This window comes from Microbacterium sp. Root180, assembly GCF_001428485.1.
In the GTDB taxonomy this organism is placed as follows: Bacteria; Actinomycetota; Actinomycetes; order Actinomycetales; family Microbacteriaceae; genus Microbacterium.
This window is the reverse complement of the sequence record NZ_LMHS01000003.1, coordinates 810,362-828,834: the sequence shown is the minus strand read 5'-3', so window position 1 is coordinate 828,834 and position 18,473 is coordinate 810,362. Positions and strand designations below refer to the sequence as shown.

General features: G+C 68.2%; 18 protein-coding genes and 2 tRNA genes. 19 read left to right on the top strand and 1 reads right to left on the bottom strand.

From position 1 onward, the window contains the following. Window positions 1-7: 7 nt before the first annotated feature. From ASD93_RS11410 to ASD93_RS11390, 5 genes are all read left to right on the top strand, one after another. Window positions 8-919: an alpha/beta hydrolase gene (locus ASD93_RS11410; protein ID WP_157536938.1), complete on the top strand. Its 912-nt coding sequence runs from the start codon at window positions 8-10 to the stop codon at window positions 917-919. Between the two features lie 282 nt (window positions 920-1,201). Next, window positions 1,202-1,286 (top strand) — tRNA-Ser (locus ASD93_RS11405). Between the two features lie 53 nt (window positions 1,287-1,339). Further along, a complete protein-coding gene (locus ASD93_RS11400; RefSeq protein WP_056122443.1) occupies window positions 1,340-2,617 on the top strand; it encodes an LCP family protein in 1,278 nt (425 codons plus the stop codon). Next, window positions 2,617-3,906 (top strand): LCP family protein, encoded by a 1,290-nt coding sequence (locus ASD93_RS11395; protein WP_056122441.1) that lies wholly within the window; start codon window positions 2,617-2,619, stop codon window positions 3,904-3,906. The genes ASD93_RS11400 and ASD93_RS11395 overlap by 1 nt, the downstream gene beginning before the upstream one ends. Window positions 3,907-3,977: 71 nt before the next feature. Further along, a tRNA-Ser gene (locus ASD93_RS11390) sits at window positions 3,978-4,066 on the top strand. 502 nt (window positions 4,067-4,568) lie between these two features. Here ASD93_RS11390 and ASD93_RS11385 read toward each other — a convergent pair. Further along, window positions 4,569-5,033, bottom strand: a complete 465-nt coding sequence (locus ASD93_RS11385) for a VOC family protein (protein WP_056122438.1) — start codon at window positions 5,031-5,033, stop codon at window positions 4,569-4,571. A 107-nt stretch (window positions 5,034-5,140) separates the two neighbouring features. On the opposite strand from ASD93_RS11385, the gene ASD93_RS11380 reads away from it, so the two are divergent. The 14 genes from ASD93_RS11380 (at window position 5,141) to ASD93_RS11315 (ending at window position 18,473) form a co-directional block, all read left to right on the top strand. Continuing rightward, a complete protein-coding gene (locus tag ASD93_RS11380; protein ID WP_056122435.1) occupies window positions 5,141-6,361 on the top strand; it encodes a Tm-1-like ATP-binding domain-containing protein in 1,221 nt (406 codons plus the stop codon). An 88-nt stretch (window positions 6,362-6,449) separates the two neighbouring features. Further along, entirely contained in the window at window positions 6,450-7,310 is an 861-nt protein-coding gene (locus ASD93_RS11375) for a phosphoenolpyruvate hydrolase family protein (RefSeq protein WP_056122431.1), read from the top strand. Beyond that, entirely contained in the window at window positions 7,307-7,714 is a 408-nt protein-coding gene (locus ASD93_RS11370; RefSeq protein WP_056122430.1) for a cupin domain-containing protein, read from the top strand. The genes ASD93_RS11375 and ASD93_RS11370 overlap by 4 nt, the downstream gene beginning before the upstream one ends. A 2-nt stretch (window positions 7,715-7,716) precedes the next feature. Further along, window positions 7,717-9,108 (top strand): MmgE/PrpD family protein, encoded by a 1,392-nt coding sequence (locus ASD93_RS11365; protein WP_082569294.1) that lies wholly within the window; start codon window positions 7,717-7,719, stop codon window positions 9,106-9,108. After that, entirely contained in the window at window positions 9,105-9,662 is a 558-nt protein-coding gene (locus ASD93_RS11360; RefSeq protein ID WP_056122425.1) for an MmgE/PrpD family protein, read from the top strand. The genes ASD93_RS11365 and ASD93_RS11360 overlap by 4 nt, the downstream gene beginning before the upstream one ends. After that, complete coding sequence (locus tag ASD93_RS11355; RefSeq protein WP_056122423.1) at window positions 9,659-10,327, top strand: cysteine hydrolase family protein; 669 nt, start codon at window positions 9,659-9,661, stop codon at window positions 10,325-10,327. Before ASD93_RS11360 ends, ASD93_RS11355 begins: the two co-directional genes overlap by 4 nt. Then, window positions 10,327-10,635 (top strand): NIPSNAP family protein, encoded by a 309-nt coding sequence (locus ASD93_RS11350; protein ID WP_056122421.1) that lies wholly within the window; start codon window positions 10,327-10,329, stop codon window positions 10,633-10,635. Before ASD93_RS11355 ends, ASD93_RS11350 begins: the two co-directional genes overlap by 1 nt. Further along, entirely contained in the window at window positions 10,632-10,925 is a 294-nt protein-coding gene (locus tag ASD93_RS11345) for a Dabb family protein (protein ID WP_056122419.1), read from the top strand. Before ASD93_RS11350 ends, ASD93_RS11345 begins: the two co-directional genes overlap by 4 nt. Then, window positions 10,922-11,749: an NAD(P)-dependent oxidoreductase gene (locus ASD93_RS11340; RefSeq protein WP_056122417.1), complete on the top strand. Its 828-nt coding sequence runs from the start codon at window positions 10,922-10,924 to the stop codon at window positions 11,747-11,749. The genes ASD93_RS11345 and ASD93_RS11340 overlap by 4 nt, the downstream gene beginning before the upstream one ends. Then, window positions 11,746-12,642, top strand: coding sequence for an alpha/beta hydrolase (locus ASD93_RS11335; RefSeq protein WP_321163627.1), 897 nt, complete (start codon window positions 11,746-11,748; stop codon window positions 12,640-12,642). Before ASD93_RS11340 ends, ASD93_RS11335 begins: the two co-directional genes overlap by 4 nt. A 24-nt stretch (window positions 12,643-12,666) precedes the next feature. Beyond that, window positions 12,667-14,199 carry a PLP-dependent aminotransferase family protein gene (locus ASD93_RS11330; protein ID WP_157536935.1) on the top strand — a complete coding sequence of 511 codons (1,533 nt, stop codon included), beginning with the start codon at window positions 12,667-12,669 and terminating at the stop codon, window positions 14,197-14,199. Window positions 14,200-14,728: 529 nt separating this feature from the next. After that, window positions 14,729-15,769 carry a BMP family ABC transporter substrate-binding protein gene (locus ASD93_RS11325; RefSeq protein WP_056122410.1) on the top strand — a complete coding sequence of 347 codons (1,041 nt, stop codon included), beginning with the start codon at window positions 14,729-14,731 and terminating at the stop codon, window positions 15,767-15,769. Between the two features lie 2 nt (window positions 15,770-15,771). Next, window positions 15,772-17,319: an ATP-binding cassette domain-containing protein gene (locus ASD93_RS11320; protein WP_056122407.1), complete on the top strand. Its 1,548-nt coding sequence runs from the start codon at window positions 15,772-15,774 to the stop codon at window positions 17,317-17,319. Further along, a complete protein-coding gene (locus ASD93_RS11315; protein WP_056122402.1) occupies window positions 17,316-18,473 on the top strand; it encodes an ABC transporter permease in 1,158 nt (385 codons plus the stop codon). Before ASD93_RS11320 ends, ASD93_RS11315 begins: the two co-directional genes overlap by 4 nt.

Sequence of the window (18,473 nt, the reverse complement as noted above, 5' to 3'; positions counted from 1 at the left end):
TCATCGCATGGTGCCAGTGGTGAACGAGAAGAAGAGGCAGCTCGTCTTCGTGCACGGCCGCAGCCAGCAGGGCAGGGATCCTGTCGCGGCGAAGAAGGAGTGGGTGGACGCGCTGCGCGAGGGACTCCGGAAAGCCGGTCGAGAACTCCCCATCGACGAGACGGACATCCGCTTCCCCTTCTACGGGGACACCCTGATCGGGATGATCGAGGGGCGCTCCGGTGATGACCTCGCCAACGTCATCGTCATGGGAACCGAGGAGGACGACCGGGAACGGCGCTTCCTCGAGGCTGTGCTGCGGGAGGTGAAGGATCAGGCCGGCGTGACCGACGAACAGGTTCGCGAGGTCAATCAAGCCGAGCTGGTGGAGATGGGCATCCAGAACTCCGCGCCGGTGCTCGCGCTTCTGCGGGCGATCAACGAGTATCTGCCCGGCCTGGGCGGCGCCCTCATCTCGGCGGTCACGCACGACGTGTACGTGTACCTGCACAACGGCCGGATCGCGGAGAGGATCGACGACGGGGTCAGCGAGGCGATGTCCTCCGACCGCGAGAACGTCGTCGTCGCTCACTCGCTCGGGAGTGTCGTGGCCTACCGGCTGATCAGCGAACGCGCGCGTGAGTCGGCGTGGAAGGTGCCGCGGCTGATCACCGTCGGGTCGCCACTCGGCATCCGGGCGATCAATGGCAGTCTCGGCGCCACTCGCCACCCGGCCGCCGTCGGCGAATGGATGAACGCGTACGACCCGGCGGACGTCGTCGCGCTGCGACCGCTGTCTGCGCCGTGGTTCGCCGTGGATCCGGCCGTCAAGAACAACGGCGGCGTGGACAACGAGTTCGACGACCATCACGGCATCCGCGGATATCTCGGCGATCCCGCCGTCGCGGAATGGGTGTACCAGGCGCTGACCGCGCCGTAGGCCGCGCCGCGCAGCCCGTCGGGCACCCCGTCCGCGCAGGGAAGGCGTCCGGCACACCGCGGACCCGGATTCGGGGCGCGATCCTTCCGTTGGGGCGGGTATCGGGCGCCCCAACGGACGATGTTCGCCCCAAACCCGCGAGAGGGATGCCGGAGGCGGGATGGCGGCATCCGGAGCGCCTTTCAGAGCTTGCACAGGCGTGCCTGGAAGAATGGCTCGACAGTGCTGTCGGCTAGACTCGACGCCTGTTCGACGGATGCCTCCACCCGGGGTGATCTGTCGGGAGGGTTGTCCGAGCGGCCGATGGACCTGGTCTTGAAAACCAGTGGGCAGCAATGTCCCGTGGGTTCGAATCCCACACCCTCCGCAGAAGGCTGGCCGGGGGGCGAACCGTGAGCGAGCACCCCGAGAGGAACCCGAGTGGCTGAGACGACCAAGCCCGCCAAGCGCGGCCGTCGCACCGTCGCACGGCACGGTGAGCTCTCGTCGCCGCATCCCTTCTCGCTGATCATGAAGGTCCTCGGCGTGATCGTCGCCGTCGTCCTCGTCTCGGGCGCGGGCGTCGCCGCCTATGCCGCGATAGACCTCACGACGAGCATCGCCGAGAACTCCGTCGCCCTCGAGGGCCAGGAGCCGGTTCCGCCCGACATCGGCGCCATTGAAGGCGGCGTCAACGTGCTGCTGGTCGGCACTGACGAGTGCGAGCCCGAGTACGCCAGCATCTTCGGCGACCGCTGCACCGGCGCCGACTCGGGTGGGCAGCTCAACGACGTCAACATGCTGCTGCACATCTCCGACAATCCTCGACGCGTCACGGTGATCTCGTTCCCCCGCGATCTGATGGCGCCGATCCCGTCGTGCACGCGCGAGGACGGCTCGGTGAGTTCGGCGATGTCCAAGCAGCAGCTCAACTCGGCATGGTCCTACGGCGGGCTGTCGTGCGTCACCAAGACCATCTCGGAGCTGAGCGGCATGAACATCCCGTTCGCGGCGAAGGTCAGCTTCGGCAACGTCATCAACATCACCGACGCCATCGGCGGCGTGGACGTCTGCATCGGCAACGGCGGCATCCGCGACTACTACACGGCCATCGACTGGCCGGCCGGAATCCGCAACGTGAAGGGCGTCGAGGCTCTCCAGTTCCTGCGCACACGCCACGGTCTCCAGAACGGCAGCGACCTCGCGCGCATCAGCAACCAGCAGCAGTACATGTCGAGCCTGGCCCGCAAGCTCACCAGTGAAGACGTCCTGTCGAACCCCGCGACGCTGTACAAGCTCGCCACGACGGCCGTCGACAACATCACGCCCAGCCAGTCGCTCGCGAATCCGACGACGATGGTGCAGATCGCGCTGGCGGTGAAGAACGTGCCGCTCGAGGAGATCGTGTTTTTGCAGTACCCGGTCAACACCGACCCCGACGACATCAACCGCGTCGTTCCCGATTACGGCAGCGCCGACACGCTGTGGCAGCTGCTCGCCGAGAACAAGGCGATCAACGTCACGAACGATCCGAACGCCGGTGGCGGGGTCATCGCGGTCGAGCCCGATCCGGCACAGACCCCGGCCGCGACTCCCGCGCCGACGGCGTCGGGCACGCCGGCGCCGACCGAGGCGGCCGTCGATCTTCCGGGGTCGATCTCGGGAACCTCGGGCGCGGACCAGACGTGTTCGGCCGGCAACCTGCGGGCGAACGGCTGATGGCGGCGGGCACGGGACCCTCTCGCGAGGGCCGCGCGCCACTGGCGCGTCACGCGGTGCAGCGGGAGCGGCATCCGATCCTCGCGTTCATCGCGATGGCCGCCGTGGCGTTCGGCGTCGTCGGCGCGAGTGCCGTCGGTCTCGTGGCGTTCAACGTGTGGGATGCCGCCAACTCCCTGTCCGCGAACGCCATCGTCCTCGGTGAGGAGGGCGAGGCGCTGCCGCCGTCGCTGGGCGCCATCGAGGGTGGCGTGAACCTGCTCATGGTCGGCACCGACTCCTGCGAGGGTGCCAACGCCGCGCTGTCGGGCGCGTGCCAGAACGGTGACACCGCGGGGGAGCGCAACGACGTCACGATGCTCGTCCACATCTCGGACGAGCCCCGGCGTGTGACCGTCGTCTCGTTCCCGCGTGACATGGTCGTGCCCATCCCGTCGTGCCCCTCCGAGGACGGCGGAAGCTACTCCGCCATGAGCGCGCAGATGCTCAACGCGTCGTACCAGTACGGCGGCCTGGCCTGCACGGTGCTCACCGTCGAGGAGCTCATCGGCGACGACATCGACTTCGCCGCGGCCATCCGCTGGACAGGCGTGATCAACATGTCCGACGCCATCGGCGGCGTCGACGTGTGCGTCTCGGGGGACGTCCACGATCCGCACACCGGTCTTACGCTCACCGCCGGGAAACACAACCTCGCGGGTGTGGCGGCGCTGCAGTTCCTGCGCATGCGCCACGGCATCGGCGACGGGTCGGACCTCGGACGCATCTCGAACCAGCAGCAGTTCATGTCGTCGCTCGTACGCAAGCTGCAGTCCAACTCCGTGCTCGCCGATCCGAGCGTGCTGCTCAACCTCGCGACGACCGCGATCAACCAGGTGCAGCAGAAGCAGCTGATCCTGAGTCAGTCGCTCGCGAACCCCACACTCATGGTGCAGATTGCGATGGCGGTCAAGGACGTGCCGTACGAGGACATCGTCTTCGTGCAGTACCCGACGGCGTACGCCGACGGCTACAGCCGGGTCATCCCCGTGACCGAGACGGCGGACGTGCTCTTCACTGCCTTGCGTGAGAACAAGCCGATCGCCCTCACCGGCGAGGCGAGCCAGGGCTACGGAGTCGAGGTGACGGGAGAGGCCGCGAAGCCGGCCCCGTCGGCGACGCCGACCCCCGACCCGACCGGCTCGGCAGCACCGGCCGAGACCCCCGCCGCCGAGGAGCGGGTCGACCTGCCCTCGGGCATCGCCGGCCAGACCGCGGCGCAGACCACGTGCACGGTCCCCGGGGGCTGACGGTTCGAATCGGCCGCGGCGAGCGGTTATGATTGCTGGGTGCATCCGCCGGTTTCGGCCGTCGGGCGCCTGGAGACGTCGCATAGTTCGGCCTAGTGCACCACCCTGCTAAGGTGGAGTCCCCTCACGGGGACCGAGGGTTCAAATCCCTCCGTCTCCGCGGAAGAACCCCCGGTTATCCGGGGGTTTTCGCGTTGGTCGGGTCGGTTCTGAGGGCGTTGAACCGCTCAGTTCGCGCTCCAGGTGTCCCCCAGGGGACCCCCAGCGGGGACACCTGGGGGACACTTAGGAGCCAGATTCGCGCGCGGGCACAGCGTCCTGCCACCACTGCGCCGGGTGTTTCCGCGGAAATCGCGTCGATCAGCCGTCCGGGTGCAACACCTCTCCGCAGGTGGAGACCTCCCGAGGGTTCAAATCCACCGTCGCAGTCATAAAAAGCCCAGGTCAAACCCTATTTTCTCTCTTTTGGCGGGAACAAACGTGGGGTAGAACGGGAACAGCCGTCGCGAGATCATCGCGGCGGCTGTTCCCGCGTTGCCAGGCGCGGGGTGAGCGTGAGGGCGGCGCTCGCACTCTGGCGGACATCCTGTCTGCACGTGACGGCGCGAGCCGAATGACGCCGGAAGGTATCGGAAACGGCAGCCGCTGGAGTCCCTCACGGACTAGCGCGTCCTGGCGTCGTCCGTCGTGAACCCCTCGCGCGCGGCGCGCTCTTCGATCGACTCGAGCTCTTGGAAGAACGTCACCTGCCAGCCGGCCGGCCCGGCCACCCGGGCATTCAGGCTCTGGAATGGCGTCCTAACGGGGGCAGCGATGAGTTCAGCCCCCTCCTCCAGCGCCGTCTCTACGGCGCCGGCGGTGTCTCCCACCTCGAGGGCTAGCCGGAGCACGCCCGCCGCGTGCGGTGCGCCTTCGACGGCGTCGATGTTCTTCGCGTGAGTCGGAGTCGCGAGCTCGATCGTCGCAATCCCGGCGTGGAGGATCGCGACTCGGTCGTCGCCCTCCGTCGCGAAGGCCAGCTGCTCCTTCATGCCGAGCGCATCACGATAGAAGCGCACCGCGCTGTCGAAGTCGTCTGTCTCGATGATCAGCCGGAGCTGCTTGGGAGCGTTGGTATCGGGAGTCATTCGGATCATCCTTCTCTCTGACATGGGATAGAGGTGCGCGGACCGGGCGCCCGTTCCATCCGCGATTGCGGTATGTTTTGCACACATTAAGCGTACAAGGAGGCGACGTGATTCTGCTGGCAGGTAGCTTCGACACGAAGGCGGCGGAGTTCGCGCATCTCCGCGATGTGCTGGTTGCCCGTGGCGAGCAGGTGCTTCTAGTTGACGTGGGCACTTCGGGAGTGCCGGGCCTCGTGGCGGACGTGACGCGAGAGGCGATCGCGCGGGCGGGTGACGTCACACTCGGCGATCGGGACCGCGCCGACCGGGCGCCGGTGCTGGCAGGGATGGCCGAGGGGCTGCGTCGATTGGCTCTCGAGCGGGCGGATGACCTGACGGGGGCCGTCGCCGTCGGCGGCTCCGGTGCCGTCGCCCTGGCAGCCCCCGCATTCGTCGCTCTGCCGCTCGGGATGCCCAAGCTGCTCCTCACGACGATGGCCGAGGTGGCGGCTCAGGCGACCTCGGGCAGTGACGTCATCGTCGTCCCTTCGCCTGTCGACTTCGCCGGCCTCAATGGACTGACCCGCTTGGTGCTCGACCGGGCCGCGGCGATGGTCTCGGCGGCCGCTGCTGTGCCCGAGCCTCGCGAGGGCGGTCGGACGGTCGCCGTCACGATGTTCGGCGTCACCACGACGGCCGCCACAGAAGCAGCCCGCGTTCTGGCGAGCGCTGGATGGGAGCCTGTCGCCTTCCATGCGAACGGTGCTGGCGGCCGCACGGTCGAACGCCTCGTCCGGGACGGCCGTATCGCGGCCGTCCTCGACCTGACCACGACCGAACTAGCCGATGAGCTCCTCGGAGGCAAGGCCACCGCCGGGCCGGATCGACTGGGCGCGGCCGCACGCGCCGGCATCCCTCAGGTGGTGTCGGTGGGTGCGCTCGATATCGCCAACTTCGGCCCTCCTGATACGGTGCCTGCCCGGTTGCGTTCGCGCACGATGTCGCAGCACGGTCCCCTGGACACTCTCGTCCGGACCAACAGCGAGGACGGCGTCAGACTCGGAGAGATTCTCGCTGAGAAGCTCACCGCCGCGACGGGGCCGACGACCGTCGTCCTGCCGGAGGGGGGCTTCTCATCGCTCGGCGCCGCAGGCGGCGCATTCGCGGATGCCGATGCGGACGCCGCTCTCGTACAGTCCCTGGTGACCAGGCTTTCCGAGAACATCCGCGTAGTGCACGCCGGAGTGCCCCTGGACACTGCCGACTTCGGGCGGATCGCCGCGCAGGAGCTTCTTGCGCTCCTGCCTCCGTCCGAGATGGATCGTCATCGACACCCGCACATTGCATAAACAAGGAACACACAATATGCTGACAATGTTCGATCGTGCCTCGTCGCACTGACTCGAATCACGAGCGAGATTTGGAGAACCTACGACCATGAGCCGGGAACACATCCTCAGCGGCTACGACGACAAGGTGCGCCGCGGAGTCGCACTCATCGGAGCGGGCGCCGGAACAGGCCTGTCGGCGAAGTGCGCCGACACAGCGGGAGCGGACTTCATCGTCGTCTACAACGCGGGTCGTTTTCGGATGGCGGGCCGCGGGTCCATGGCAGGCATGATGCCGTATGGGAACGCCAATGACATCGTCGTGGAGATGGGCGCGGAAGTGCTCCCGGTCGCGCCGAACACTCCCGTCTTCGCCGGCGTGTGCGCGACCGACCCGATGCGCGACATCCCTCGATTCCTCGTTCAGCTGAAGGAGCAGGGCTTCAAGGGAGTGCAGAACTTCCCGAGCGTAAGTCTGCTGGACGGTGCCGCGCGGGCTGACCTCGAGTCGACGGGGTACACCTTCGCGCAAGAGGTCGAAATGGTCCGTCGCGCCATAGAGCTGGACCTGGTCACTGCTGCGTACGTCCGCACCGACGAGGAGGCCCGCGCCATGGCCGCCGTCGGCGCGGACATCATCGTCGCGCACGTGGGACTGACCGCGCAGGGATTCATCGGCGGACAGCACGCCGTCGACCTCGATCGCGCGGTCGAGCTCACCCAGCGCGTTCACGACGTGGTCCGCGAGGTCAACGACCGTTCCCACGTGGTGTGCCACGGCGGGCCCATCGCAACTCCGGAGGACGCCGCGTACGTGATTGGCCAGTGCCACGGAGTGGTCGGATTCCTCGGCGCCTCGAGCATGGAGCGCATTCCCGTCGAGATCGCGATGACCGAGACCATCCGGGCCTTCACCTCGATCGCCCTGCCTGGCGCCGAGGTTCCCGCGGCGGCGGAGGCTTCGGCGTGAAGCGCGTCTCCATCAGCGAACTCCTGGCCGACCCCACTCCGGTCCCGGAGCCGGCGCAGTTCAGCGGTGATGCGTTCCAGTCGTCCATCGGTCAGACGCAGACCAGCAAGGCCACCGCCGCCCTCATCCGGCTGGCGCCCGCGGTCCGCGGAAATTGGCACAGCCACACCGACGGGCAGCTCATCCACGTGGTCCACGGCTCCGGTGTCGTCGGTCGGCGCGGTCAAGATCCCCTCCGCCTCGAAGCCGGGGACGTGGTGTGGATCGAGCCCGGGGAAGAGCACTATCACGGCGCCGCCGAGGACTCTGCGCTGGCGCAGCTGGCGCTGTCGTTCGGCCCCATCACGTGGCTCGGCCCGGACGCCGACGCGGCCGGTGCACCCTTCACGCCGGAGTCCGCGTGACCATGGGCGAGCTGGACGCGTTCGTGGCTGTCATCGCCCGGGAGTGGGAGAGACCGCTGCCGGAGCGCGTCCGGCGCGCGGCTGAGCGGTCCCTGCTTAACATCGTGGGCGTGATTGCAGGAGCCGAGCGGACACCCGGCGTACAGCGTTTGGCGTCATACGTACGAGTCGCAGATGGGGAAGCCGGCGCGGCAACCGCCCCGCTCGGGATCACGGATCTCGTGCCCGGGCGCGCCAGTGTCCGCGATGCCGCGCTCGTCTCCGGATTCGCGGGGCACTACGACGATTTCGACGACACGCATCTCGGCACCGTGATCCATCCGTCGGCCGCGTGCTTCGGCGCCGCGTGGGCGATCGGCTGGAGCGGTGAGGTGACGGGCGACGACCTGCTGCGGGCCTTCGCGATCGGCTGCGAAGCGCAGCTGCGGCTGGGAGAGGCCGTGTGCCCCGAGCACTACGATCGCGGTTGGCACATCACCGGCACGTGCGGCGTCGTCGGCGCGACCGTCACAGCCGCGCTCCTGCGCGGGCTCAGGGGACAGACCCTCGCCGCGAGCATCGCCATCGCATGTGTTCGCACGCTCGGGCACCGTGAGGGTTTCGGCAGCGAGACCAAGCCGCTGCACGCCGGCCTCGCCGCCGCCGCGGGCGTCGAGATCACCGACGAAGCACCGGGCTTCGCTGAGAGGCACGCCGACTGGCGCATGGGCGCGGATCCCCTGGCACTCCTGCTCGAGGCATTCGCTCCCGGCGCCGCCGACCACGGGCTGCTCGCGCGGGAGTGGGGCGTGGACACCCCGTGGGAGCTGGAGTACAACGCGTTCAAGCCGTATCCGTGCGGCATCGTGGCGCATCCGGGGATCGATGCCGGGGTGGCGGTAGGTGAGCAACTCGTCGGGGCGGGAGTCTCGACCAAGAGCATCCGCGTCGTCCGCTATCGCGCACATCCGCTCGTCGAGGAGCTCATGGGCCGGGTGGATCCGGAGACCTCTCTCGAGGCGCGATTCTCGGCCCGCCACGGTGTCGCCGTAGGACTGCGGCATCGCGCCGCCGGTATCGCCGAGTTCGAGGAGACCGTCGCTGTCGACGACGAGATCCGCCGGATCCGCTTCGCGACGGAGGTCATCACCGATGCCTCACTGCGACGCGACGAAGCCGAGGTATCCGTCGAACTGGAGGACGGCACGGTGCTCCGGCATCACATCGCGCACGCCCGGGGGAGCGCCGCCCGTCCACTCACGGACGACGAGGTGCGAGCCAAGGCCGCGGTGCTCCTCGGGTTCGCGCGCACTCCCGGCATCCGTGCCGTCGAGTCGACGGTCACAGCGTTGCACGGGTCCGACAACCATCCTTGGCGGTCGCTGGGCCTCGATGCCGAGGAGGTGGCCCGATGATCGACGCGGGCATCACGGCAGCGGTGGCCGCATTCGCGGCGGCGGACGGGGAACCCGTGCCGGTCTCCGCCGACGCGCTGGCGCTCATCGACGCGCTCAGAGAGGCGCATCCGCAAGCCGCCGAACCCGACCTCGCGGCAGGCGCGGAGGTCGCGCTCCGCATCATCGCCGCGCTGGACGGTCACGTCGAAGGCGGCTGGAGCCGCACGAGCGCGGCGCTCGTCGTCGGGTCCGCGGTCGCCGGGAGCAGATGGCGCAAGCTCGACTCCCGCACGGCTGAGCGAGCGATCGGCCTCGCGGCGACTCAGGCCGGTGGACTCGAGGAGCTCGAGGCGGGACCACTCGGTGCGCTCCAGCGTGCGCATGCCGTCCGCGCCGGCGCGGAGGCCGCGGAGCTCGCGGCCACCGGCGTCGAAGGACACCGTGACGCGCTCGCGGGGCGCCGCGGGCTCTTTGCGCTGGTCGCCCCCGGCGCTGACCCGTCGGCAATCGCAGACGGCCTCGGCGACCGGTGGCTCATTCGACCTCGAACGTCAGAACGGACACTTGCATGACCCATCCATTCGCCGATGCCGTGGAACCGGCACGCGTCGCTCCCGGGCGAACGGCGCTCCTCCTGATCGACTTCTCCAACGACTTCGTGGACCCTGCTGGCAAGGCCGCGACGGTCGGCAAGCGGGATGTCTCGCACGCGGTGTCCGCGATCGCCAACGCGCGGCGACTTCTCCAGGCAGCTCGCGCGTCAGGAGTCACCGTGATCCACTGTCTGCACACGACGCTGCCGGACGGCAGGTCGGACTCGCCGGTTTGGCGCGATGCGCGGTCCCGCGCCACATACTCCGCGACCGACATCTGCGAAGACGGCACCTGGGGACAGCAGCCCGTGACCGCGCTGGCTCCCGAAGGCGGCGACCTGATCGTCAAGAAGTACCGGTACGGCGCGTTCACCGGCACCGAGCTCGAGCTGGTGATGCGGAGCGTGGGCATCGGGTCGGTCGTCTGCGCGGGCGTGTCGACGAACGTGTGCGTGGACACCACCGCGCGCGAGGCGTTCGCACGCGAGATCTCGGTCCATATCGCCCACGACGCGTGCGCATCCTGGGACATGGCCCTCCATGAGGCCTCGCTCCTCACGGCGGCGCAGCGCTTCGCGGTCGTCGCCGACACCTCCGCTTTCGAGACCGCCTGGTCTGCACCGACGTCCGAAGGGATCCGCTGATGTTGGCTGAACTGCGCACCTACACGCTCACCGCCGATGGCCGAGAGCCGATGCTCCGTCAGTTCGAGGAGGTGAGCCGTCCGATCTTCGCTGACATCGGCATCGTCGTCCATGGTCCGTGGCTGCGATCTCTCAAGAAGGGCGAGGTGTTCGTCTACGTCGCGGAGTTCGACTCGCCCGATGACCGCGACGCCAAGTGGGCCGCGTTCCGCGAGCATCCGGACTGGGTCCAGGCGCAGGCGCGAGAGGCGGCATCCGGCTCGCCGGGTCCGATCGCCGCGATGGAGACCGTGGAGCTGTCGAGATGACCGTCGCGCACGTCGTGGCGATCGGGTCCGAGACGGACCCGGAGGCGCTGGCCCCCGTGGTGGAGGAGCTCGCGCGCCTCGCGCGATCTGCCGGCGCCGCCCACGTGCATCACGGGGCGAATGCAGCACCCAGCGAGTTCTCCGGCGGCGCCGCCCTCGCCCTGGCCGCGGTGTTCGCCGACGAGGCTGCGCTGGACGCCTACCTGGACGACCCCGCACATATCGCCGCGGCGCAGCGACTGGACGGCGCCGCGGTCACTGTCATCGACCTGAAAGGAACGCCCGCATGAGCGAGCAGATCGGATTCATCGGGCTGGGTGCGATGGGACTCGGCATCGCCGCGAACCTCGTGGCAGCCGGCCACAGCGTGCACGGCTTCGACCCCTCGCCGGAACAGCAGGCCAAAGCGCGCGACAAAGGCATCGTCACCGTCGACTCCCCGCGCGCTGCAGCGCTCGCCGCCGACGAGGTGGTCTGGTCCGTCGTCCGGACGAAGGCTCAGACCGAGGCCGTGTTGTTCGGCCCCGGGGGTGTGACGTCGATCGGCGAACCGCGGACCGTCGTGATCTCGAGCACGCTCGATCCCACGACGATGCGTTCCATCGCCGAGCGCGTCGCGTCCACCGGCGGTTCGGCGGTCGACGCGACCATGTCCGGTGGACCGTGGGGCGCGGAGGCCGGCACACTGACGCTCATGATCTCGGGAGCGCCGGCCGCGGTCGAGCGCATCGCGCCGCTCGCCGAGTCCGTGAGCGGCAATCGGTATGTCGTCGGGGACACTCCGGGAACCGGCCAGGCGACGAAGCTCGCGGTGCAGCTGTCCTTCGGCATTCACATGATGGCGGTCTTCGAGGCGCTGCAGGTCGTCAAGTCGCACGGCGTGGACGAGGGGCAGCTGATGGAGATCCTGTCGCACAGCGTCGGCGGGAGCTGGACGACAAAGAACTGGTCTCGCGTGAAGCCGTGGTGGGAGACCTACGTGCCCGGCGAGGATCTCGACATCCTCCTCAAGGATCTGCGCTCCACCATGACCGAAGCCGATCAGGACGTCGTGCCGGTCCCGGTCTCCGCCCTCACGTTCCAGTTGCTTCGTGACGTCTGGCAGCGATCGTGAGCCACGTGTTGCTCCGGGCATGGTCGACCGGTGGCACGTCGCTGCATGTCGAGGTTGACGGACCGCCGGATGCCCCGCCCATCCTGTTCCTCCATGAAGTCGCAGGAACCGTCAGGAGCTGGGACGCTCAGGTGAGCGAACTCGCCGGAACCTACCGCTGCATCCGATACAACGCCCGGGGCTATCCGCCCTCGGATGTGCCGACGGATCCCGAGATGTACTCGCAAAGTATTGCGGTTGAGGACGCGTCGGCGGTGCTCGATGCGGTCGGCGTGGACTCGGCACACGTCGTCGGCTTCTCCATGGGTGGCTTCGCGGCCGCTCACCTCCTCTTGACCGCACCAGAGCGCGCACGCTCCGCGGTGATCGTTGGCGCAGGGTATGGCTCCAACCCAGATGAGAGGCCACGCTTTCAGGCAGAGGCTCGCGCGGCCGCGGAGGCCTTTCGGTCGGACCGCGTCGCTGCCGCCCGCGCCTATGCGGACGGTCCGACTCGGATGCAATTGAAGTCGAAGGCGCCTCAGCGGTGGCAGGCCTTCCGAGAGTCACTCGAGGGTCACGACCCCACGGGAATGTCCCTCACCTTCGCGCAGGTCCAGGGACGCCGCCCGTCGCTGCTGAGCCTTACCGAGCCGCTCGGTGAGGTGCGTGCGCCGGTCCTCTTCGTTGTGGGCGACGAGGACGACGGATGTCTCGAGACTAACCTCGCGCTCAAGCGGGCGATGCCCTCGAGCGCGCTCGTCGTGCTCCCCCGGACGGGGCATACGCCCAATCTCGAGGATCCGGCGAGGTTCACCGCGCTCGTGGCGGAGTTCGTCGACGACGTGGAAGCGGGCCGGTGGCGGTCTCGCGCGGCCGACACGACCGGACGAGGCCTCGTCGGAATGTCGTAGCGCACTTGTGTGTATATTGTGCTCATGACAACAGTCGTTGACCTGCTATTCGCCGCCGAGGACGATGGTCGCCCTCAGTACGAGCGGTTCGCCGACGCGGTCGCAAGAGCCATTGACGACGGCCGTTTGTCGGGCGGCGCGAAGCTGCCGACGGTGCGCAAGCTCGCGAGTGAGGCCTCCGTCAGCGCCACCACCATCATGAGCATGTACGCGCGTCTGAGCGAGCACGGGTACACGACGGGTGAGGCGGGTCGTGGCACGTTCGTCAACACACCCGCCAACGAGCGGTCGGCAGCGCTGCAAGGCCCCGGCCGCCGCGGAGACTCCGCGCATCGACGGAGCCATCCATGGAGGCGGCGGGCGCTCGCGGAGAGCGAGGCACGTCTGCGAGATCGCTTTCCGCAGGCGGTGGATCTCATGCGGGGCAGTCCTGCCGCGCGGCTCCTTCCGCTCGACATCGTGCGCCGATCGTGGGGTGCAGCAGCCAAGGGGTACCGCACCCAGGACCTGGAGTACCCGCTCTCCCTGGCGATCGATCCGACCCTCGCCGACCTGGTGGGCGAGCGATTCGCGGCGGACGGGATCGCGTCCGATCGCGAAGCCCTCGTCGCGGTGAACTCCGCTCAGCAGTGCATCACCCTGGTCGCTCAGGTGCTGGTCCGCAGCGGCGAGATCGTGGAAGGCGTGGCTGTCGAGCGCCCCCTCGTCGCGATCGAAGAGCCGGGGTATCAGACGGCGATGGACACGATCGAACGTGCCGGCTGCAACCTCCACGGGCTTGCCGTCGACGAGCGCGGCGTGACTCCCGACGCGCTGCGTGCCGCGGTTGCGGCGGGCGTCCGTCTCGTGGTATTCACCCCCCGTGCCCTCAGCCCCACCGGCGCGACCTGGAGCGCGGAACGCCGTGCAGAGCTCTCGAACATCCTCGCGGACGCTCGAGACGTGTGGGTGCTCGAGGACGACTACTTCGCCGAGCTCGCGGAGGCTCGTCCCGGCTCCATTTCGGGTGACAGCCGCCTGCGCGACCGTGTCGTGCACGTGCGAAGCTTCTCGAAGTCGATCGGACCCGACCTCCGCACGGCGGTCGCATACGTCGGCGCCGCCGTGCGTGGCGCCTTCCTCGAGGAGCGCTCGTACGCGGACGGCTGGACATCGGTGTTCGCACAGCGCACGCTCGCCGCGATCCTCGCCGACGCGAAGCTCCCCGCGACGTTGCAGGTAGCCGCAGACCAGTACCGAGGGAATCGTGCTGCGGCGATCGAGCGGATGGCTGCGCAGGTCGGTACGTCCTCGCTCGCCACCGAAGGCACGGAGGGCCTGCACCTGTGGGTCAAGCTGCCAGCGGGCGCCCGTTCGGATGCCGTCGTCGAGGCATCAGCGAAGCGGGGCGTGCTCGTCGCCGATGGCGAACCGTTCTTCCTGGTCCCGGGTCGCCGGAACTTCATCCGCGTGAACGTGGGCGCCGCAGAGCCCAGCCGCCTCGGCGAGATCTCCGACGCGATCCTCCGCGCCATCGACGAGTCGATGGGGCGGGGGAACTTGCTGTTCTCGCCCTAGGTCGACCCACCAACAGCTCCCGACGATTGCGTTGAAACGGGTGTCGAGGAAGAGGGTTGTGGTCATACACGGCTCCTTCCGACGATGGCCATAGGGGTGCGGGCGAATCGATGAGGACCGCACGGCTCGTCGAGCATGAGCGCGGGCGCGCCGAGGTGGGCCGCGATCATGGCCGGGACCAACCTCGGCCGCCATCGGTCGACTGATCTCCTGCGGTGACGAGATCGAACCTCAGCGTGCGCACGTGCTGGTGAGCACAGCGGTCGTGACAGCGATGTCCGCTCTGATCGTCGCCACGATCCCATTGAAATCAGCACACATCGCTGGAACAATGCCAGTACATATCAATGCCACGCGCGGCGACGATCCACCCTTGCGACAAGCGAGACCCTTCTTTCTGGAATGTTCTTGTCACGTAAGCATCACATTCGATGGACAATGAACATACAATACGTTACAGTTGCCACGTCAACGCCGACACCCGATCGGCGCCGTCCCGCTCTGAGAGCGTTCGAGAAAGCAGACATCGATGGCATCACGAAACCGACGCAGCGTCCTGCTGGTGGCGCTCGCTTCCGCAGCGCTGCTCACGCTGACGGGCTGCGGCCAGTCGCCGGCAGCTCCCGACTCCGGCGACGAGCCGCTCAAGGTCGCCCTCGTCACTCCGGAGAAGGCAGGCGACGGCGGCCCCACCGACCAAATGCTGGCCGGCCTCGCACAGGCCGAGGAGGAATACGGCATCGAGACACGGCACATCGAGGCGACCGACCCGTCGACCTTCGAGTCGACCATCTCGAATCTGTGCCAGGCGGGCACCGACGTCGCCTTCATCGCCTTCACGCAGTTCACCGACGCGATCAAGGCCGTCGCGCCGAACTGCACCAAGACGAAGATCGTCCACCTCTACGCCGACCCCTACGAGCCCGAGCTGGAGAACGTCCGATCCGTGTCCTACGACACGAACGGACCCGCCTATCTCGCGGGCGTGCTCGCGGCTGCATCGACGAAGACCGGCAAGGTCGGCTTCGTGGGCGGAGAGGCTCTCCCACAGGTCAATGCGGACTATCACGCGTTCGCCGCGGGAGTCGAGGCGACGGACCCGGATGTCGAGATCACCGGTCTCGTCGTCGGATCCTGGACCGACCAGGTGAAGGGCCAGCAGGTCGGCCAGAGCCTGTTCGGGCGAGGCATCGACTACGTGCTCGCCTATGGCGGCGGAGCTTCGCTCGGAGTCGTGAAGGCTGCACAGGACGCCGGCTCGATCGTCGTCTACGACGGCCAGGTCACGGAACAGATCTCGGACGTCGTGTCCTCGACCGCGACCCAGCAGTTCGGCACCTCGATTTTCAATGAGGTTGGCGAGATCGTGGCCGGAACATGGAAGCCGGGACACGTCGTGGCCGGCCTCGCGGACGGCGGTGTCGTCCTGGCTCCGAACGACCTCTTCATCACCTCCGGATCAGAGGAGGCTGTTGCCGCGTTCGAGAACGCGCTTCCGGAGATCGAGGACGTGAAGCAGCAGATCATCGACGGCGAAGTCGAGATCCCGTTCAATACCGACGGATTCTGAGCATGACCTCTGCATCGAATGTCCTCGCGACGACCGTCGGCACGACACCGGCCGCCATCGAGGCTCGGGCCGTCAGCGTGCAGTATGGGGCTTTCCAGGCGCTGTCGGATGTCTCGCTCGCCTGGCTCCCCGGCACGATCAACGTCGTCGTCGGGCAGAACGGTGCAGGGAAGACCACGCTGGCTCGGGTGCTGGGGGGACTTCAGCACCCGAGCCACGGTGGCGTTCTGATCGGCGGCGAAGAGCTGGGCAGCGCAGACGTGGTCGCGGCGCGCAGCCGCGGTGTCGAGATCGTGCACCAGCATTTCGCTTTGCCTTCCTCGTTCACGGTGGCTCAGGCCCTGGAGCTCTTCAGCGCCGAGCGACGTCCGGGCGGCGTCTTCACCCGTCGCGCCCTCCGAGCCGACGCGACCCGTCAGCTCGCTGTCGGCGACCTCGATCTGTCCCCCGATGCGAAGGTCGGCGACCTTCCCGTCGAGACCCAGCAGGCGCTGGAGATCACGCGAGCGCTGGCATCGAAGCCCTCGGTCCTCGTGTTGGACGAGCCGACCGCTGTGCTCTCGCCGCAGGCGGTCGAGCGACTGTTCGATCGCGTCCGCGCCCTCGCGAGGGCCGGGATCTGCGTGATCCTCGTGCTGCACAAGCTCGGTGAGGTGTTCGGGGTGGCGGAGACGATCAGCGTTCTCCGTGAGGGGCGACTGATCCTCCCACCGACGCCTGCCGAATCGCTCGATCGTCGCACCGTGTCGAGCGCGATCATCGGGGACGCCGTCGTGCCGGTCGTCGACGCGCCGCCACCCCCGAAAGATCAGCCCGCTCTGCTCCGACTGTGCGGAGTGACAGCATCCGGTTCCCGACACGATCACTCGATCGAGGAGGTGGACCTCGAGATCCTCCCGGGAGAGATCGTCGGCATCGCGGGCGTGGAGGGCAACGGCCAGCGAAATCTCGTGGAGACGATCGTCGGCGTCGTGTCCGTGCAGAGCGGCGCCCTGGAGCTCGACGGCGTCTCGCTCGGGGGCGTCGGGGTACGTCAGCGCCGCGCGCACGGCTTGCGCACCATCCCGTTCGAGCGCAACACGGAAGGCGCATCCAAGTCGAGCACGCTGTGGGAGAACCACGCCATGCTCCGTCATTCCGGAGACGGCTTCTTCTTCAGCCCTCGTCGCGCCAAGCGGGCATGCGCCGCGGCGCTCGATCGCTGGCGGGTCAAGTATCTGAACGTGGACCAGCGACCGAGTGAACTCTCGGGCGGCAATGTGCAGAAGACGATCCTTGCCCGCGAGATCGCGGGCGACGTACGCTGCCTGATCGCGGCGCATCCGACCCGCGGCCTGGACCTCGCGGCGACCGAGTCGGTGCGGCAAGCAGTCACCGAGGCAGCCGCCGATGGCACCGCGGTGCTCCTGGTCTCGGCTGATCTGGATGAACTGTTCCAGCTCTCTCACCGCGTGGTCGTGCTTTGCGCGGGCCGCGTGTCTGGCGAATTCACCGCGCCGTGGGACCGCGACGCGGTCGGATGGGCGATGACCGGAGGGGAACACGAATGAGCCGTACCACCGGGCTGGCGCGGGTTGCCAGGACCGTCGGCGTCGTGGTCGCCGGGATCGGCGTTGCGCTCGCCGTGTACGCCTTGACCGGATACGACGTCGGTGAGGTCGTATCGGGGATCCTGCAGGGATCTGTCGCGACACCCGAAGCGCTCACGCAGTCGGTCCGCTGGGCTGTGCCGCTCCTGCTCATCGCGCTCGGCGTCTCCGTGTCGTTCCGCGCCGGTTACTTCAACGTCGGCGCGCAAGGTCAGATGTACCTCGGATCGATCGGCGCCCTCTGGGCAGCGGTGAGCCTCGAAGGCATGCCCGCGTGGCTCGCGGTCCCGATCGTGCTGCTGGCCGGTATTGTCTGCGGCGCGATCTGGTCGCTCATCTCCGGAGTGCTGCGGTTCGTGTTCGCCGCCGACGAAGTTGTCACCAGCCTCATGCTGAACTTCATCGCGATCCTGCTGCTCCAGTGGGTCGCCGCGGGACCGCTCAAGAGCGGCGCCGGCAGCGGGCAGGCCGCCGTCTCGGTGCCGGTTCCGACGGACTTGCGGATCAGCGGGATCTCGGGCGTATCACCGACGATCCTCGTCATCTGCGCGGTCGTCACGGCGTCCGCCTTCGTTTTCGGCCGGTTCACGCGGACGGGGCTGGAGATCCGGATCGCGGGTCGCAATCCCGTCATGGCGAAATGGCAGGGCGTCGACGACAAGAAGCTGGGATCGCTCGTCTTCGCGCTCTCGGGCGCAACGGCCGGGCTCGCGGGTGCCGTCGAAGTGCTCGGGCCGGCCGGCATGATCCGGGCCGCGTACTCTCCGCAGGTCGGATTCATGGGGATCATCGTCGCCCTGGTCGGCGGGCTGGGGGTCTTCGGCGTCCTCGCCGCCGCAGCGTTCTTCGGTGCCCTCCGCGCCGCAACGCTCTTCCTCCCCGTGGTGAGCGACGTACCTCAGAGCGGGGTCGAACTCATCAGCGGACTCGTCGCGCTCCTCATCACCATCTCGGCGGTTCCCCTCTCGATCGCGGCGATCCCGGCGTGGTTGGCGCGGCGGCGGAGACGGATGCAGGAGTCGGCCCTGATCGCACCCGTGCCGAGATCGGACGGCGATCCGCCGCGGAATGCCCAGGACACCGGTCCCATGCTCGCGAAGACAGGAGGCAAGTGA